The sequence below is a fragment of the Mycobacterium sp. RTGN5 genome (assembly GCF_033804465.1).
In the GTDB taxonomy this organism is placed as follows: domain Bacteria; phylum Actinomycetota; class Actinomycetes; order Mycobacteriales; family Mycobacteriaceae; genus Mycobacterium.
Window position 1 is genome coordinate 855,052 of record NZ_JAPZLA010000001.1, and the last position, 15,492, is coordinate 870,543.

A 15,492-nucleotide genomic window follows, 5' to 3' on the forward strand; every position below is an offset into this window, starting at 1 on the left:
GTGATCACCAATCCCTGAATTGTGAAGGTGGGTCATACAGTCCGCCTGACCAGGCGACGAGGTCTTCGATGCTGCGGGCGGCCAGGAGCGACCGGGTGGCGAGGCGGGTCTCGACCTTGAGGTCCTCGGGGAAGGCGACCAGCCCGTCGCGTCGCAGCTCCTCGGTCCGCCTTGCCTCCGCCCGGCGACCGACCGGGGTGACCCCGGCGATCGCAGCCAGGGCCGCGCGGCGGTCAGCCAGGGAGTGCGCCTTGTAGAGGTAGGCGACGCCTTCCTCGGTCACCACATGGGACACGTCGTCGCCGTAGATCATCACCGGCGGCAACGGCATACCGGCCTGCTTGCCGACGTCTACCGCGTCCAGGGTTTCGACGAAGGTGGGAACGCCTCCGGCCCTGAATGTTTGGGCCATCTGAACGACGAGTTTTCGGCCACGTCTGCTGGCGCCGTCACCGTGGGCAAGATCGAGCCATGCGGTCGACGAGTGTCTGCGCCCGTGTGGATCGTGGCCCATGTTGGGTGCGCCACCGAAGCCCGAGAGCCTGCCGTCGGTCACGGTGGACGAATTCGCATCCGCATCGATCTGCAGCGACGAACCGATGAACATGTCGATGGCGTATTGACCGGCCAGCTGGGCCAGCACCCGGTTGGAGCGCAGCGAGCCGTCCGCCCCGATGAAGAAGACGTCAGGCCTGGCCGCGGCGTAACGGTTCATCCCGGATTCACCGCCGAAGCTGTGGATCGATTCGACCCAACCGGATTCGATGGCCGGGATCAACGTCGGGTGCGGATTGAGTACCCAGTGTCTGGCGATCCGGCCTTTGAGGCCCAGCTTTTCGCCGTAGGTTGGCAACAGCAATTCGATTGCGGCGGTGTCGAACCCGACGCCGTGATTGAGCGATACCACCTCGTGGCGCTCGTAGACACCGCGAATTGCGATCATCGCCTTGAGAATTTCGACGGGGCCGATGTGCCGGGGGTCCCTGGTGAACAGGGGCTCCAGGTAGAACGGTCGGTCGGCGGTGACCACGAAATCCACCCAGCTGCCGGGGATGTCGATCCGCGGCAGCGCCGAGGTGGCCACTATCTCGTTCGCCTGCACGATGACCACGCCATCGTGGAAGGCGGCCGCCTCGGCGATGGTAGGCGTGTCCTCGGTGTTGGGACCGGTATAGAGGTTGCCGTCCTGGTCGGCCTGCTCGGCACACAGCAGCACGACGTGCGGCGCCAGGTCGACGAACATCCGCGCATAGAGCTCGACGTAGGTGTGGATGGCACCGATGTGCACGATGCCGTCCTCGACCATCTGCGCGATGCGCACACTCTGCGGTCCGGCGTAGGCCAGGTCGAGCTTGGCGGCGATGCCGCGCTCGAACAGATCGAGGTGCTCGGGTCGGGACACCGATGAGATCAGCATGTGGAGGCCATTGATGCGGTCGGGGTCGCACTCGGCGAGTGTCCGCGACAGGAAGTCCGCCTGCTTCTGGTTGTCACCCTCTAGCGCCACCCGGTCACCGGGTCGGATCACGTTCTGCAGGAAGTCTTTCAGCTGGCCCGCATTGATGACCTTGCCGTCACTGTGGGCCGCGCCGGCGTGTAGCCGTTCGGCTTTCGCGGTCCGTCGGGTGTCCCACTGCGGCGATGGTGTCAATGCACCGACGCGATCGCCTGATCGATCACGGCGGTCACCGCGTCGGGATGGGAGATCAGCGTGAGGTGCGAGCCGCCGTCGAAGACGGTGACCTGTGAGTGGGCTCGAGCTGCCATCGCCCGCTCCGAGGTTGCGGTGATGATCTGGTCCCCGCTGCTGATGAAATACCACGACGGGATCGTCTTCCAGGCGGCGAACTTCGACGGTGTTTCGAAGGCACTGCTCGATGCGCTGCGCTGCGTAGCCCACAGTCGGGTCGCGGCATCCGCCGGGAGGTCGTTGGCGAAGTTGTGCACGAAGACATCCTCCTTCAGATATATGTCCATGGCATCAGCTGGTGCGCCCGGATGGGGCAGTTTGTCGAATAATTCGGTTTCCGGCTTTTGCTTGAGCACCGAGTCCGCTCCGCTGAGGGAACCGTTGGTCTCACCGACATCGGGTGCGGCAGCATCCACATAGACCAACGCCTTGACGTTGGGGTTGCCGTCGGCGGCATTGGTGATCACCGATCCTCCGTAGGAGTGGCCGACCAGCACGATCGGTCCGCTCAACGACTTGAGGAAGGTTGCGACGTACTCGGCGTCCGTCGTGAGGTTCTCCAACGGGTTCGCGATGGCCCGGGTCTGGTAGCCCTGTTTCTGCAGTGCGGACACCTCGCCGTCCCAACTGGAGGTGTCGGCCCATGCGCCGTGCACCAGCACGATCGTCGGCTTGACGGCGTCCGGCGGCGGTGCCGCGGGTGTACCCGCGGCATGGGAATCATGCTCCCCGGAGGGCATTCTCGACGAGCATGCACCGAGCAGCGCGGCCGCGACCATGGCGGCCCCCAACAGTGCGGCAATGCGTAGTGCTCGGCTGGAGAGACGAGACATCGCTGACTCCTTAGCGGTAGGACTGGCGGCGGGCATGCCAATCAGAATCGCTGTCGGCGGCGTCCTCGTCATCGACGGTGACGGGAAGAGGCGTTACCTGCTAGCTGCAATATCAGCCGAGGTCGGCCTGCTCAGGTCGGGTGTTAACTCGCGGACATGTCGAGCACGCACTTTCCCAGTGGCTTGCGCTGGGCAACTCGGGTCAGTGCGGCGGGAACCTCGTCGAACGTGAACCGTTCTTGCACAGTGTCACGAATGGCGCCCGCCTCGAGCAGCTCGGTGAGCCTGCCAAGGACTGTTTCGACGTGATCGCGCGATTCGCCTGCCGCGAGCACACCCACCAGGGACGTGTTGGTGACGGCCATCATCTGGACGTCGACGGCTGCCCAGCTTCCGCTGGCGAAGCCCACGGCGAGGTGCTGGCCGTTGCGGGCCAACGCACCCATCGCGTTGCTGCCCTGGGCGCCGCCGACGGGGTCGTAGACCATGTCGACGCCCTGCCAGTCGGTGGCTTCGCGCAATGCCTGCGCCAGGGGACGGCCGTCGGCGACCCTATCGCCTCTGGCGACGAACACGTGGTCGGCGCCGAACGACCGGCAGAACTCGGCGCGGCTGTCATCGCCGACGACGGCCAGCACTGTGGCCCCGAGGGCCTTGCCGAGTTGGACGGCTGCGATCCCGCTGCCGCCGGCCGCACCGAGCACCGCCAGCTGTTGCCCCGGTCGTAGATGGCCGCGATCGACCAGGCCGGTCCACGCCGTCACATTCGGGATCCAGAAGCCCGCAGCGGCGCCGTCGTCCAACGCCTCCGGAACTCGGATGATCGCGGTGGCCAGTGCCAACGCTTCCTCGGCGAACGACCCGTTCCCGTTCATGAAGTCGCTGACACCCATCACCCGGGTGCCGACGATCGCATCGTCGACCCCGGGACCGACTGCGGTGACGGTGCCCGCCAATTCTTGTCCGGGGGTGAAGGGGGTGCTCGGGGTGAGCGGGTAGGTGCCGCGGCACATCAGGACATCGGGCAGTCCGATCCCGGCCGCGGCCACCCTGACGCGGACCTGATCGCGACCGGGGTCCGGCAATTCTCGCTCGACCAGCCGCAACACCTCGGCGGGCTCACCCGCGCTATGGACCTGCCAGGCTCTCATCGGTACGTCCTCTGCGGGTGTTTGCGGTCTGCGATCACGCCATGATTACACTGTGATCTTAGTCGGCGGAAGGGTGATCATGGCGTGGGATTTCGAGACTGACCCCGAATTCGCCGAACAATTGGCGTGGATGCGTGAGTTCATCGACGGCGAAGTGATTCCGCTGGAACCGATTCTCCGTGAGCTGCCGCCCGACGAGTGGCAAGCGGTCAAACGGCACTTGCAGCAGCGCGTCAAGGATCAAGGACTGTGGGGGATGTTCCTCGACCCCAGCCTCGGCGGCCCCGGCGCCGGCCAACTCAGGCTGGCGCTGATGTCGGAGATCATCGGCCGGTGCATGATGTCGATGGAGTTGTTCGGCGTCCAGGCGCCCGACAGCGGCAACATGGAGTTGCTGGCCCACGGTGCCGACGACGCACAGAAGCAACGATGGCTGTTCCCGAATCTGCGCGGTGAGATCTCCAGCGCGTTCGCGCTGACGGAACCCTTCCTGGCCGGGGCCGATCCCACCGTCATCGCCACCACGGCGGTGCTCGACGGCGACAGCTGGGTCATCAACGGGCACAAGTGGTTCACTACGAACGCTTCCTGCGCGGACATCATCTTGGTGGTCGCCGAAACCGATCCGGAAAAGCGGCCGCACCGGCACGCTTCGATCTTCGTGGTGCCGACCGATACCCCCGGCCTTGAGATCGTGCGGGAGATTCCCACGATGGCGCACTCCGATCCGGAGTACGGCCGCCGCGGTAACCACGCCGAGGTGATGTTCCGCGACTGCCGGGTGCCGGCCGACCACCTGATCGGCGATCGCGGCGGGGGCTTTCTGCTTGCGCAGCAACGGCTTGGCGGTGGGCGTATCCATCACGCGATGCGCTGGCTCGGTCAGGCGCAACGTGCGTTGGACATCATGGGGGAGCGCGCGGTATCCCGACCGTCCCACGGGCGTCTGCTCGGGGAACACCAGATGGTGCAGGACTATATCGCCCTGTCGCACACCGAGATTCAAGCCGCTCGGCTGTTGACCTTCCACACCGCGTGGCAGATGGACCGGCTCGGCGCCAGCGCGGTGCGCGCCGAACTGGGCATGGTCAAGGCGCACGTGTCCAAAGTCGTACTCGCGGTGCTCGACCGCACCATCCAGGTCTGCGGGGCGCTGGGCTACTCCGGTGATTTGCCCGTGGAGCAGTGGTACCGGATCACCCGATTCGGCTCGATCGGCGACGGCCCCGACGAGCTGCACAAGTCGGTGCTGGCCCGCCACGTGCTGAAGAAATATCAGCCCGTCCAGGGGTGGCCGACCGAACACATCCCCTCGCGTCGCCCTGCCGCACAACGCAAATGGCAGCAATTGCGCCAGGAAGCAGCAGGTATCGCATGACCGAGACGCCCAGCCACGTGGCGATGGTGATGAACGCTCAGGGCGCTACCCCCGAACAGGAGCAGCGGCCGATCCCCGTTGCGGGCGCGGGACAGGTGCTGGTGAAAGTCAACGCATCGAGCGTCAACTACCACGACATGGTCAACCTGGCCGGCCTGATCTGGGGTGAATGGCCGCGTGTCCCGATGACCGATGGGGCCGGCGAGGTCGTCGCCATCGGGCCGGACGTCACCGACTTCTCGGTGGGCGACCGCGTGATGGGAGCGTTCCATCCGGACTGGCAGGACGGTCCGCCCACCCCCCAGCTCAAGGCCGAACTCCCCGGGGACAGCGGGGACGGCTGGCTCCAGCAGTATCGTGTCGCCCCGGCCACCGGGCTGGTCGCCACCCCGGCGCACCTCAGTGACCTCGAAGCCGCCACACTGCCCTGCGCCGGGGTCACCGCATGGAATGCCCTGCTGGAGGCCGAGATTGGGCCGGGCGACGTGGTCCTCACCCAAGGAACCGGTGGGGTATCGCTGTTCGCCGTACAGTTCGCCCGCGCACTCGGCGCGGACGTCATCTTGACATCGTCGTCCGATGACAAACTGCAGATCGGATCACGGCTCGGCGCAACGCATCTGATCAACTATCGGAGCACCCCGGACTGGGAGAACGAGGTCAAGCGGATCACCGGCGGTCGCGGTGCCGATCTGGTGGTCGACCTCGGCGGCCCCGAGACCCTGGCGCAATCGGTGCGCGCCACCCGCATGGGCGGCACTGTCGCGGTGATCGGCGTGCTCAGCGGGTTCGACGCTGCGCCGGTCCCGGTTGCCGAGGTGATGCTCAACAACATTCGCATCATCGGGATCACCGTCGGCAGCGTGCTCAGCTTCGTCGAACTGTGCGACCTGATCACAGAGGGGGCGATCAAGCCCCACATCAGTCATGTCTTCGACTGGACCGACCTCACCGAGGCGGTGCGCGTGCTGCAAGCCGGCGAGCACGTCGGCAAGATCGCACTGAGAATCCCATGAGCGCCGAAATCGATTTGCGCCCTGAGCAGATCGTGGCGGCCGCCGTGGACATCCTTCGCGAAAGCGGCCTCGATGCGGTCAGCATGCGCAGCGTGGCCAACCGGCTCGGGGTGACCCCACCCCCGGTGTATGCCCGCATCGGCAACAAGGACGCCCTCCTCGACGCCGTCGCCGACCATTTCTTGGCCGATCTGGCGCCTGTGCTGCAGCGCGACGAACTATGGCCGGACTACGCGAGGCGATGGACCGCACAACTGCGACAACGACTTACCGAAGCCGCCGACAGCAGGCTGTTCCTGCAAGTGAAACGTCCGGCGTATCTGGAGGCATCACGTCCGCTGCTCAAATGCATGCGACGCGACGGCATGGACCGCGACCGCTCAGTACGTGCCTGCCGGCTGCTCACTTGGGCGACAGTGGGTTTCGTCGCGATGGACCATCCGCCTCTTGACGCAGCGCCCCGGCGGCGCAACCGCCTGGCCGGCAGCGATCCGGCGGGAGTGACAGCCGGTGAGGTCGACGAATTATTCGGCGCCCACATCGATTACCTGATCGACGGGATCCGCCGCGACGGCTGATCGTCAGCCCGCGACGCCGCCGTCGATCGTCATCAACGACCCGGTGGTGTAACTGGACGCGTCGGACAACAGGTAGACCACCGCGCCGAGGACCTCCTCGGGACGGCCGACCCGGCCAAGCGCGATGGGTTTGACGACGCCGGGCAGAGTATCGGGGTTACGCACGAATCCCGCTGCAGCGTCCGTGTCGAACGTGCCGCAGATGATGCAGTTCACCCGCACTCCAACCCCGGCGTACTCGAGGGCGGTGGCGGTGGTCAAGGCGTTGAGGCCTGCCTTGGCGGCGCCGTAGATCGGCGCGACCGGGGTCTGCTTCACCGAGGCCAGCGAGCTGATGTTGACGATCGAGCCACCTCCGGTAGTCGACATAGCGGTCGCGGCAAGTGCGGTGAGGCGCGTCGGGCCCTTGAGGTTGACGCCGATCACCTTGTCGAACAACGTCTCTGAGGTTTCCAGTAGCGATGGCGCGAGCGGGCTCATGCCGGCGTTGTTGACCAGTCCGTCCAGCCGGCCCCACCGGGATGCGGCGGCGTCGACGACGGCGTCCAGGGATTCCCAGTCGCCGACATGGCACTGCAGCGGGTAGGCCTGGCCGCCAGACTCGGTGATCTGAGCGGCGAGCTCCGCGCAGGAATCCAATTTGCGGCTGGCGATGACGACGCGGGCGCCGCGCTCGGCGAGCCCGATGCTCATCGCGGCACCGAGTCCGCGGCTGCCACCGGTGATCAGCACCACCCGGTCGGTCAGGTCGAAGAGCGGGTCGGTCATTGGGCGAACCTCCGAGCGCGGATGAGCAGAGTGTCGACGATCGCGCCGAAGACCTCGTGGACCGGGTTGCGGGATTGGCCGCGAACATGTTTGGCGTAGGAGCCCTCCAGCACGATGGCGAGCTTCCACGCACTGAAAACTTGGTACCAGTCGAACCCCGACAGGTCGCGGCCGGTCGCGGCGGCGTACCGGTCGATCAGCTGGGCGGGCGTTTGACAGTGATCAGGGTGGATGCCGTTCGGGGTGCCGGGGGCGGCGAGTGCGATGGGGTTGCCCTCTTCGGGCCAGAAGATCATCGCCCAGGCGAGGTCGATGAGCGGGTCACCCACGGTGGTCATTTCGAAGTCCACGACGCAGGCGATCCGCGGTGGGGCAGTGGGCGCCCAGATGACGTTGTCCACCTTGTAGTCACCGTGCATGACCGTCAGATCGCCACGCTGCGGCGGGTGTGCCCGCAACCAGGAGGCGAGGTCGTCGATGCCCGGTAGGTCTCTGATTCGGTAGGTCTCGAGTTGGCCCAGCCAGCGATCGACCTGCCGCTCGAGGAAGCCGTCCGGGCGGGACATGTCCGCCAAAGCGGTTGATGCCCAATCGACGGCGTGCAACTGGGCCAGGGTGTCGATGAGTTGCTCGCCGATGCCGCCGTTGGAGTCAGGGTCGGCGCGCAGTGCCGCGGGCAGTCCGTCGCGGCGGATCACGTCGCCTTCGACGAAGGACATCACGAAGAACGGTGCCCCGAGAATGGCGGGGTCGTCGGTGCGGGCGAGTATCTGCGGAACCGAAATGCTTTGTGCATACAGGGCTTCCATGATGCGCGCTTCGCGGATCACCTGGTGAGCCGTATCGGACACCGCGGCCAGTGGGGCGCGGCGCACCACCCACGATTCGCCGAGCCGGTCAACGCGAAACATTTCGCAGCTGCCGCCGCCGCGGATCGGGGTCACCGTGACGTCGGCAGGCTCGCCGGTGACCTCGCCCAACCAGTCGGTGAAGCGGGGGACGTCGAAGTCGGTCACCACTTCAGCGTTGTACACCTTGGGAACTGGCGATGTCACTACCCGAGTCCCACTGCTTGGGGTAGTGGTGTCGCCCCACGTGCGCTCTTTCATTGTCGATACACAGCGACATCACAGGAATCGCTTTACGTTGTTGGGATCGGTAGTGGATTGCCGCTTGTGAACTGCTACCACGACGCCACATACCGCGGCGCGCCAGCAGAAGGACCACCACATGAAGACCACTCCCAATCGGAAGCGGATCATCGCCGCGGCATTGATGTCGGCCGGCGTCGCGATCGCCGGCTTCGGGGCGTCCGCAGGTACAGCCCAGGCCGATCCGGAACCCGGCCCCAACGACGCGCATCACTGGTGCCCGGGGCAGGAGCCGGTGCGGACGGGTAACGCTCGCACGGATCCACTGAACTGGGACTGGAACATCTGCCACACCTACTGGTTCGTGCTCCCGGGGCAGGGCAACGTCTCCAGCATGATTTGGGACGGCGACAACCCGCCCGCACCGCCGCCCTCGGGGCCGTTCTGGAGCCCGCCGGTTCCGCCGGGATGGTGCATGGGGCTGTTCGTCCCGTCGCCGTGCCCGCAATGAACCGAGCCGCACGGCTGGTGTCTGCCGTGATCGTGTCGGGCGGTCTCGGTCTTGCCGGGTGGACATCGGCCACCGCCGAAGCGCAGACCGGACCCAGTTATCAAGGTGGGAACTGCCCATCGGGGCTGACGTGCACGCATTGGTGTCCCGGTGACCCGGCGATTCCAGGCAGCCAAGTGCTGAGCTGGGACTGGAACGTGTGCCACGACTGGTACTGGAACTCCGACGGAATCGTCGATGTCACGACCAACATGATCTACCCGTGGCGTGGTGCTCCGCGCCAGGCTGCACCGCCACCGCAGTTCGATCCTGCGCCCCCACCGCCGCCGCCTGCCGGGCCTCGGCCGTTCTGTACTCCGCGCGGAGCGTTGATCATCATCCCGCCGATCTGCGACGAGATCGGGTACTGACGGATCAGCGTTGCGGAATCTCGATGTCGGAGAACAGAATTCGCACACCACCGGTAGCCAGTCGTCCCAGGGCTTCGAAGAACGCGCCGGCTTCCGGTGTGGTGACTGCCGCGCTCGCAGCGTCGTAGTCGGGGTAGTAGAGATCGATCGACCGGTGCGCGGGCGTCGGGCTGCCGTCTTCCTTCGGCCACACCTTCGACGACTCGAACCGGATGTAGCCCGGGATGCGACGGGCGGCCTCAAGCTGCTCGGCAACGAACGCGGCCTCAAAGGCCTCGGGGTCAGTCGGGTTGTCGTAGATGACGGTGATCTTGGTTTCGGACATCGAACTGGTCTCCTCGCAGGCGCGCAATGCGTACAAGTCCGACGTTAGTTGCTATCGCGGTATGCCGTGGGAGTGGTGGTGAACCAGCGTTGACAGGATCGGTCAGGACGGATGGCTCGGAGTAGCCGCGCAGTCGGGTGACGTGATCGAGGCTGATGTCGGTGTTACGCGGGTTTCCGCACCTACGAACCGATGGACGCATCCGTGCACCGGGTGAACTGCCTTCGGACCCCAGATACGTTCTCTAGGAATGCTATTCGCTAATAGGTGAGGTCCGGATTTGTCGGTGCTCAGCGGTAGTGTCACTTCATGTTGATCAAATGTGTTGGGTGCGGAGTCGATATCAAAGGCCGTCAGGTTAGGGTTTTTTGCTCGAATGCATGCCAACAGTCGCACCGGCGGAAGTTGCTCGTGAGAGTCTGGCTCGAAACTGGAGTGTGTGGCAGCGCCATGTCTCACCGGGGTCACTACGTCCGGGATTACCTCGCTTCCCAGCAGGGCGGGTGCTGCGCCATCTGTCGGTTGCGGGACAACTGGAATGGCGTGCCCCTCGTGCTGATCCTCGATCACGTGGACGGGGACGCGACCAACAACAGCCGCTTGAACCTGCGGCTCATCTGCCCGAACTGCGACAGCCAGCTGCCGACGTACAAGGCGAAAAATCGCGGTAAAGGGCGCCACTATCGACGGCAGCGTTACGCGGAAGGAAAATCATTCTGATGAATGTTTGCTGGAAAGCTGGCTGATGGTGAATCTAAAACGGGCCTAACGAAGGCCTGCGCAGTGCAAAAAGATCACTCACCTGCATGTATAGCTTCGATCATGGAGCCCCCTATCGGGATCGAACCGATGGCCTACGCTTTACAAGAGCGTTGCTCTACCGCTGAGCTAAGGAGGCATGCCCGGCCCCGGGAAGGGCCGACCTGCCTAACAGACTAGCGAAGTCACTGCTCGTCGTCGTCGATGACCAACCGGTCGCTGCGCACCCGCTCGGAGCTGACCGGGCGCGGCTGTGTGTAGCGCCGGCGGCCCGGTATCGGAATGCGGTCGGCGATATTGCTCAGCGGGTTGACCACCAGGCTCAGCGTGGTGACCGCCTCGCGCAGTGTGTCGATCGTCGGCGCCAGCGCCTCAAGCCCCGGCGCCAGGCGGTTGAGGATGTCGGCGACCTCGGCCAGCTGCTCCAGGGGACCGTTGCGAGCGGTCAGCTTGTCGACCAGACCGCCGTCGGCCAGCAGCCGGTCGGCCAGGCCGTCCTCGCCCAGAATCCGCTCGATCAGGCCTTCCTCGTCGAGCAGCTGGTCCACCAGCCCACCCGGCGCCAGCGAGCGTTCCAGCCCGCCGCCCTCGGCGGTGAGCCGGTCAAGAACGCCGTCGGGCGCGGTGACCCGGTCGATCAGCCCGCCCGGCCGCATCAGGCGATCCAGCGGACCGTCGGGGGCCAGTGCCCGGCCCAGCGGCGCATCGTCGTCGAGCAACTGGGCGAGCTTGTTAGCCCGCGCGATGGTGTCCTCCAGGCCGAGCATCTGGGCCACCGAGTTCGGCGACGTCGGCATCCCCGCTTCGCCGAGAGTTCGCTTGGTGAGGTCAATGCCCGCTTTGGCGATATCGAGCCCCGCCTCGGCCGCGGCCAGGCCCACCCGCACCGGTGTGGTCGCCATCTCAACCAGGGTCTTCGCCAGGTCCATCGCACAAGTGTAGGAGCGCGGGAAGTTTGTGACCGGCGGTATCGGTTATCCAAAGAACGAGTAACTCACAGCAAGCTCACAGCGTGCGGGCAGCGTGGTTACAACAAGATAAGAGGAAATTGACAGTATGGCCGCACCTGTCGCACCCGAAGCAAAACCCGAGGCACGCGTCCTCGTCGTTGACGACGAGACCAATATTGTCGAACTGCTGTCCGTGAGTCTGAAGTTCCAGGGATTCGAAGTCCACACCGCCTCCAGCGGGCCCGCCGCCCTGGACCGTGCCCGCGAGGTACGTCCCGACGCGGTGATCCTCGACGTGATGATGCCCGGGATGGACGGGTTCGGTGTGCTGCGCCGGCTGCGTGCCGACGGTATCGACGCCCCCGCGCTGTTCCTGACCGCCCGTGACAGCCTGCAGGACAAGATCGCCGGCCTCACCCTCGGCGGCGACGACTACGTCACCAAACCGTTCAGCCTCGAAGAGGTCGTCGCCCGGTTGCGCGTCATCCTGCGCCGCGCAGGCAAGGGCGTCGAAGAGCCGCGCAACTCGCGCCTGAGCTTCGCCGACATCGAACTCGACGAGGACACCCACGAGGTGTGGAAGGCCGGCGAGCCGGTCTCGCTGTCGCCGACTGAATTCACCCTGCTGCGCTACTTCGTCATCAACGCCGGCACCGTGCTGAGCAAGCCCAAGATCCTCGACCACGTCTGGCGCTACGACTTCGGCGGCGACGTCAACGTCGTCGAGTCCTACGTTTCCTACCTGCGCCGCAAGATCGACACCGGCGAAAAGCGTCTGCTCCACACCCTGCGCGGGGTCGGATACGTGCTGCGGGAGCCGCGGTAATCCGGCGCGGCGCGCCGACCGGCGCGAAGAATAGAGAAATGCCCACTCCGTACCACCGAGCGCTGCCGCTGAGAGTCGGCCTGGTTGCCGCCATGCTGCTGCTCGTCGGCTGTGGGTTGTTGGCCTCCGGGATCGCCGTCACCTCAACCCTGCGGCACGACCTCATCAACCGCGCCGACCAGACCCTGGTGGATGCCTCGCGGGGCTGGGCGCAGGCCCCACGCCGAATGCCGGCACCCGACGAGGGCCCCAACCCGGCCCGCCCGCCGTCGAACTTCTACGTTCGTGGTGTCGACGCCGACGGCCACATCTGGATGGCCGTCAACGACCGTGATGCCGAACCCGCACTTCCCGACGACAACGACGTGGGCTCCGCGCCGGTGACCGTCGGCTCGCTGGACCACTCCAACGTTCAGTGGCGTGCGGTTTCGGTGCAGGGGCCCAATGGCGAACTGACCACCGTGGCCATCGACATGTCCGACATCCAGTCCACCGTGCGCAGCCTGGCCTGGTCGCAGGTCGCCATCGGCACCGCGGTCCTGGTGATCCTCGGCGTCGCTGGGTACTGGGTGGTGCACCGTAGCCTGCGGCCCCTGGTCGAAGTCGAGAAGACCGCCGCCGCGATCGCCGCCGGACAGCTCGATCGCCGTGTGCCAGAACGTGATCCGCGTACCGAAGTCGGCCGGCTCTCGCTCGCGCTCAACGGCATGCTCGCTCAGATCCAGTCCGCGATGGCGTCATCGGGGGAGTCCGCCGAGGCGGCGCGGACGTCGGAGGAACGGATGCGGCGGTTCATCACCGACGCCAGCCACGAGTTGCGCACGCCGCTGACCACCATCCGCGGATTCGCCGAGCTCTACCGGCAGGGCGCCGCCCGCGATGTCGAGATGCTGATGTCGCGCATCGAAAGTGAATCCCGGCGGATGGGGCTGCTGGTCGACGATCTGCTGCTGCTGGCCCGTCTCGATGCGCAGCGCCCACTCGAACAACGCCGGGTCGATCTGCTGGCGCTGGCCACCGACGCCGTGCACGACGCCCAGTCCATCGCCCCGAAACGCACCATCGCCATGGAGGTGTTCGACGGCCCGGGTACCCCGGAAGTCATCGGCGACGAGGCCCGGTTACGTCAGGTGCTGGGCAACCTGGTGTCCAACGCGCTGCAACACACCCCGGAGAGCGCGCGGATCGCGGTCCGGGTGGGCACCGCCGCCGGCGATGCGGTGCTCGAGGTCGTCGACGAAGGTCCGGGCATGACGTACGACGACGCGCAGCGGGTGTTCGAGCGGTTCTACCGCACCGATTCCTCCCGCGCCCGCACCAGCGGTGGGACGGGGCTCGGCCTGTCGATCGTCGACTCGCTGGTGTACGCGCACGGCGGACGGGTCACGGTCCGGACGGCACCGGGGCAGGGCTGCTGTTTTTCGGTCAGCCTGCCGCGCATCGCCGACGTACCGACGCCGGTCCCGTCTAACTGATTTCAGCCAGCGCGGCTTTGATCCTGGCCTGAGCGTCGTCCAGCGACGCCGCTGACGGGTTGTTGTCGACATTGGCGAACCCGAAGTCGGACAGATTCCGCGCCGGGAACACGTGCACGTGCAGGTGCGGCACTTCCAGTCCGGCGATGATCAGTCCCGACCGTTCGGCGCCGAATGCCGCACACACCGCCTTGCCGATCCGGCGCGACACCGCCATCACCGTGTTGAACAAGGCCGGGTCGACGTCCTGCCAGTTGTCGACCTCGGCGCGGGGGACCACCAGGGTGTGTCCGGGGGTCATCGGTGCGATGGTCAGGAACGCGACGACCTCGTCGTCCTCGTAGACGAATCGTCCTGGGATTTCACGGTTGATGATCTTGGTGAAGACGGAGGCCATGGCGCCAAGCATATGAGCAGCCGACCTCGCTCAGGTATGGAGCTGGCTCACAGCAACCTGTCAGACGCGGCGCAGTGTGACGGCAGCTTCACCGGTGAGTATCAACGTCATGACCGACACCCTGCCGGCCGAGCAGCGCTCTGCTCAGATCGGCATCGAGTGTCGCTACGTTCTCGACATCGTGATCCCGGTGTACAACGAGGAGAACGGTCTGCCGGCCTGCGTCCGCAGGCTGCACCAGTACCTTCGCGACGAGGTGCCCTACCGCGCGCGAATCATGGTGGCCGACAACGCAAGCACCGATAACACGTTGGCGGTGGCCCACCAGCTCAGCGAGGAACTGCCCGACGTCGAGGTGCTCCACCTCGATGCCAAGGGCCGCGGCGGAGCACTGGCCGCTGCGTGGGCTTCCTCGTCAGCCGACGTGGTGGCCTACATGGACGTCGACCTCTCCACCCATCTCTCGGCCCTGATGCCATTGGTGGCCCCGCTGGTCTCCGGGCATTCCGACATCGCCATCGGGTCGCGGCTGGCCGCGTCCTCGCGGGTGGTGCGTGGCATCAAGCGTGAGGTGGTGTCCCGCGGCTACAACCTGCTGCTGCGGGGGCTTCTCGGCGCCCGGTTCTCCGACGCCCAGTGCGGGTTCAAGGCCCTGCGTGCCGATGTCGCGCGCCAGCTGCTGCCGCTGGTCGTCGACACCGGCTGGTTCTTCGACACCGAGCTGCTGGTACTGGCCGAGAAGGCCGGCCTGCGTATCCACGAGGTGCCGGTCGACTGGATCGACGACCCCGACTCCCGGGTCGATATCGTCGCCACCGCGATCGAAGACCTCAAAGGCTGTTGGCGGGTGGGCCGGGCACTGACCACCGGCGCCCTGCCGCTGCGCGACCTGCAGGCCGCCCTCGGTCGCGAGCCACTGGTGCCCGGGGTGCCCCGCGGCATGGTCGGCCAAATGGTGCGCTTCGGCCTGATCGGCATCGCCAGCACCATCGCCTTTGCGCTGCTCTATCTTTCGCTGCACCCCGCACTTGGCGCGCAGGCCGCCAACCTGATCGCACTGCTGTTGACCGCGCTGGCCAATACCGCCGCCAACCGGGCCTTCACGTTCGGTATCCGTGGCCGCGCCGGTGCCGCCCGCCACCACATCCACGGCCTGCTGGTGTTCGCCTTCGGACTCGCCATCACCAGCGGCTCGCTCTACCTGCTGCACCGCTTCGATCCGACCGTCGGCAAAGGTGTCGAACTCTCGGTTCTTGTCGCCGCCAACCTCGTTGCCACCCTCGTGCGCTTCGTTGCGCTGCGGCGGGTGTTCGGCGCCTCGACACGCTGACGCG

The 15,492-nt window shown here is 66.1% G+C and carries 17 protein-coding genes and 1 tRNA gene; 9 read left to right on the top strand and 9 right to left on the bottom strand.

The window, feature by feature from the left end:
* Positions 1–4: 4 nt before the first annotated feature.
* The 3 genes from mdcA to SLQ31_RS04130 all read right to left on the bottom strand — a co-directional run bounded on the left by mdcA (position 5) and on the right by SLQ31_RS04130 (position 3,674).
* Positions 5–1,651, bottom strand: coding sequence for a malonate decarboxylase subunit alpha (mdcA, locus tag SLQ31_RS04120; RefSeq protein ID WP_319429898.1), 1,647 nt, complete (start codon positions 1,649–1,651; stop codon positions 5–7).
* A complete protein-coding gene (locus tag SLQ31_RS04125) occupies positions 1,648–2,523 on the bottom strand; it encodes an alpha/beta hydrolase (protein ID WP_319429900.1) in 876 nt (291 codons plus the stop codon). The genes mdcA and SLQ31_RS04125 overlap by 4 nt, the downstream gene beginning before the upstream one ends.
* Positions 2,524–2,666: 143 nt before the next feature.
* Positions 2,667–3,674 carry an NADPH:quinone oxidoreductase family protein gene (locus SLQ31_RS04130; RefSeq protein WP_319429902.1) on the bottom strand — a complete coding sequence of 336 codons (1,008 nt, stop codon included), beginning with the start codon at positions 3,672–3,674 and terminating at the stop codon, positions 2,667–2,669.
* A 52-nt stretch (positions 3,675–3,726) separates the two neighbouring features.
* Here SLQ31_RS04130 and SLQ31_RS04135 point away from each other — a divergent pair, with 52 nt between their 5' ends.
* From SLQ31_RS04135 to SLQ31_RS04145, 3 genes are read left to right on the top strand one after another with little or no spacing between them, the layout of a single operon-like run.
* The gene (locus tag SLQ31_RS04135) at positions 3,727–5,052 is read left to right on the top strand and encodes an acyl-CoA dehydrogenase family protein (protein ID WP_319429904.1); all 1,326 of its coding nucleotides are present in this window, start codon (positions 3,727–3,729) and stop codon (positions 5,050–5,052) included.
* Positions 5,049–6,068: an NAD(P)-dependent alcohol dehydrogenase gene (locus SLQ31_RS04140; RefSeq protein WP_319429906.1), complete on the top strand. Its 1,020-nt coding sequence runs from the start codon at positions 5,049–5,051 to the stop codon at positions 6,066–6,068. Before SLQ31_RS04135 ends, SLQ31_RS04140 begins: the two co-directional genes overlap by 4 nt.
* Positions 6,065–6,646: a TetR/AcrR family transcriptional regulator gene (locus SLQ31_RS04145; RefSeq protein ID WP_319429908.1), complete on the top strand. Its 582-nt coding sequence runs from the start codon at positions 6,065–6,067 to the stop codon at positions 6,644–6,646. Before SLQ31_RS04140 ends, SLQ31_RS04145 begins: the two co-directional genes overlap by 4 nt.
* 3 nt (positions 6,647–6,649) lie before the next feature.
* Here SLQ31_RS04145 and SLQ31_RS04150 read toward each other — a convergent pair whose 3' ends face one another.
* Complete coding sequence (locus tag SLQ31_RS04150; RefSeq protein ID WP_319429910.1) at positions 6,650–7,414, bottom strand: glucose 1-dehydrogenase; 765 nt, start codon at positions 7,412–7,414, stop codon at positions 6,650–6,652.
* A complete protein-coding gene (locus SLQ31_RS04155; RefSeq protein WP_319429912.1) occupies positions 7,411–8,469 on the bottom strand; it encodes a phosphotransferase family protein in 1,059 nt (352 codons plus the stop codon). The genes SLQ31_RS04150 and SLQ31_RS04155 overlap by 4 nt, the downstream gene beginning before the upstream one ends.
* A gap of 175 nt (positions 8,470–8,644) precedes the next feature.
* Between SLQ31_RS04155 and SLQ31_RS04160 the strand changes: the two genes are divergently transcribed.
* Both SLQ31_RS04160 and SLQ31_RS04165 read left to right on the top strand, forming a co-directional pair.
* A complete protein-coding gene (locus tag SLQ31_RS04160; protein ID WP_319429914.1) occupies positions 8,645–9,016 on the top strand; it encodes a hypothetical protein in 372 nt (123 codons plus the stop codon).
* Positions 9,013–9,426 carry a hypothetical protein gene (locus SLQ31_RS04165; RefSeq protein WP_319429916.1) on the top strand — a complete coding sequence of 138 codons (414 nt, stop codon included), beginning with the start codon at positions 9,013–9,015 and terminating at the stop codon, positions 9,424–9,426. Before SLQ31_RS04160 ends, SLQ31_RS04165 begins: the two co-directional genes overlap by 4 nt.
* A 4-nt stretch (positions 9,427–9,430) precedes the next feature.
* Here SLQ31_RS04165 and SLQ31_RS04170 read toward each other — a convergent pair whose 3' ends face one another.
* Complete coding sequence (locus SLQ31_RS04170) at positions 9,431–9,751, bottom strand: EthD family reductase (RefSeq protein WP_319429918.1); 321 nt, start codon at positions 9,749–9,751, stop codon at positions 9,431–9,433.
* Between the two features lie 309 nt (positions 9,752–10,060).
* Between SLQ31_RS04170 and SLQ31_RS04175 the strand changes: the two genes are divergently transcribed.
* On the top strand, positions 10,061–10,471 hold the full coding sequence (locus tag SLQ31_RS04175; RefSeq protein ID WP_319429919.1) for an HNH endonuclease: 411 nt from the start codon (positions 10,061–10,063) through the stop codon (positions 10,469–10,471).
* Between the two features lie 103 nt (positions 10,472–10,574).
* On the opposite strand, the gene SLQ31_RS04180 is transcribed toward SLQ31_RS04175, so the two are convergent.
* Both SLQ31_RS04180 and SLQ31_RS04185 read right to left on the bottom strand, forming a co-directional pair.
* Positions 10,575–10,649: transfer RNA gene (locus SLQ31_RS04180), tRNA-Thr, on the bottom strand.
* 46 nt (positions 10,650–10,695) lie between these two features.
* Positions 10,696–11,439, bottom strand: a complete 744-nt coding sequence (locus SLQ31_RS04185) for a hypothetical protein (RefSeq protein WP_319429920.1) — start codon at positions 11,437–11,439, stop codon at positions 10,696–10,698.
* Between the two features lie 127 nt (positions 11,440–11,566).
* Here SLQ31_RS04185 and phoP point away from each other — a divergent pair, with 127 nt between their 5' ends.
* Positions 11,567–12,286 (top strand): two-component system response regulator PhoP, encoded by a 720-nt coding sequence (phoP, locus tag SLQ31_RS04190; RefSeq protein ID WP_319429921.1) that lies wholly within the window; start codon positions 11,567–11,569, stop codon positions 12,284–12,286.
* A gap of 38 nt (positions 12,287–12,324) precedes the next feature.
* Positions 12,325–13,761: a HAMP domain-containing sensor histidine kinase gene (locus tag SLQ31_RS04195; RefSeq protein ID WP_319429922.1), complete on the top strand. Its 1,437-nt coding sequence runs from the start codon at positions 12,325–12,327 to the stop codon at positions 13,759–13,761.
* Here the strand turns inward: SLQ31_RS04195 and SLQ31_RS04200 are convergent.
* Positions 13,754–14,158 carry an HIT family protein gene (locus SLQ31_RS04200; protein ID WP_319429924.1) on the bottom strand — a complete coding sequence of 135 codons (405 nt, stop codon included), beginning with the start codon at positions 14,156–14,158 and terminating at the stop codon, positions 13,754–13,756. The two genes, SLQ31_RS04195 and SLQ31_RS04200, sit on opposite strands and share 8 nt — an antisense overlap.
* A gap of 109 nt (positions 14,159–14,267) precedes the next feature.
* Here SLQ31_RS04200 and SLQ31_RS04205 point away from each other — a divergent pair, with 109 nt between their 5' ends.
* A complete protein-coding gene (locus tag SLQ31_RS04205) occupies positions 14,268–15,488 on the top strand; it encodes a glycosyltransferase (protein ID WP_319429926.1) in 1,221 nt (406 codons plus the stop codon).
* The last annotated feature ends 4 nt before the right edge of the window (positions 15,489–15,492 follow it).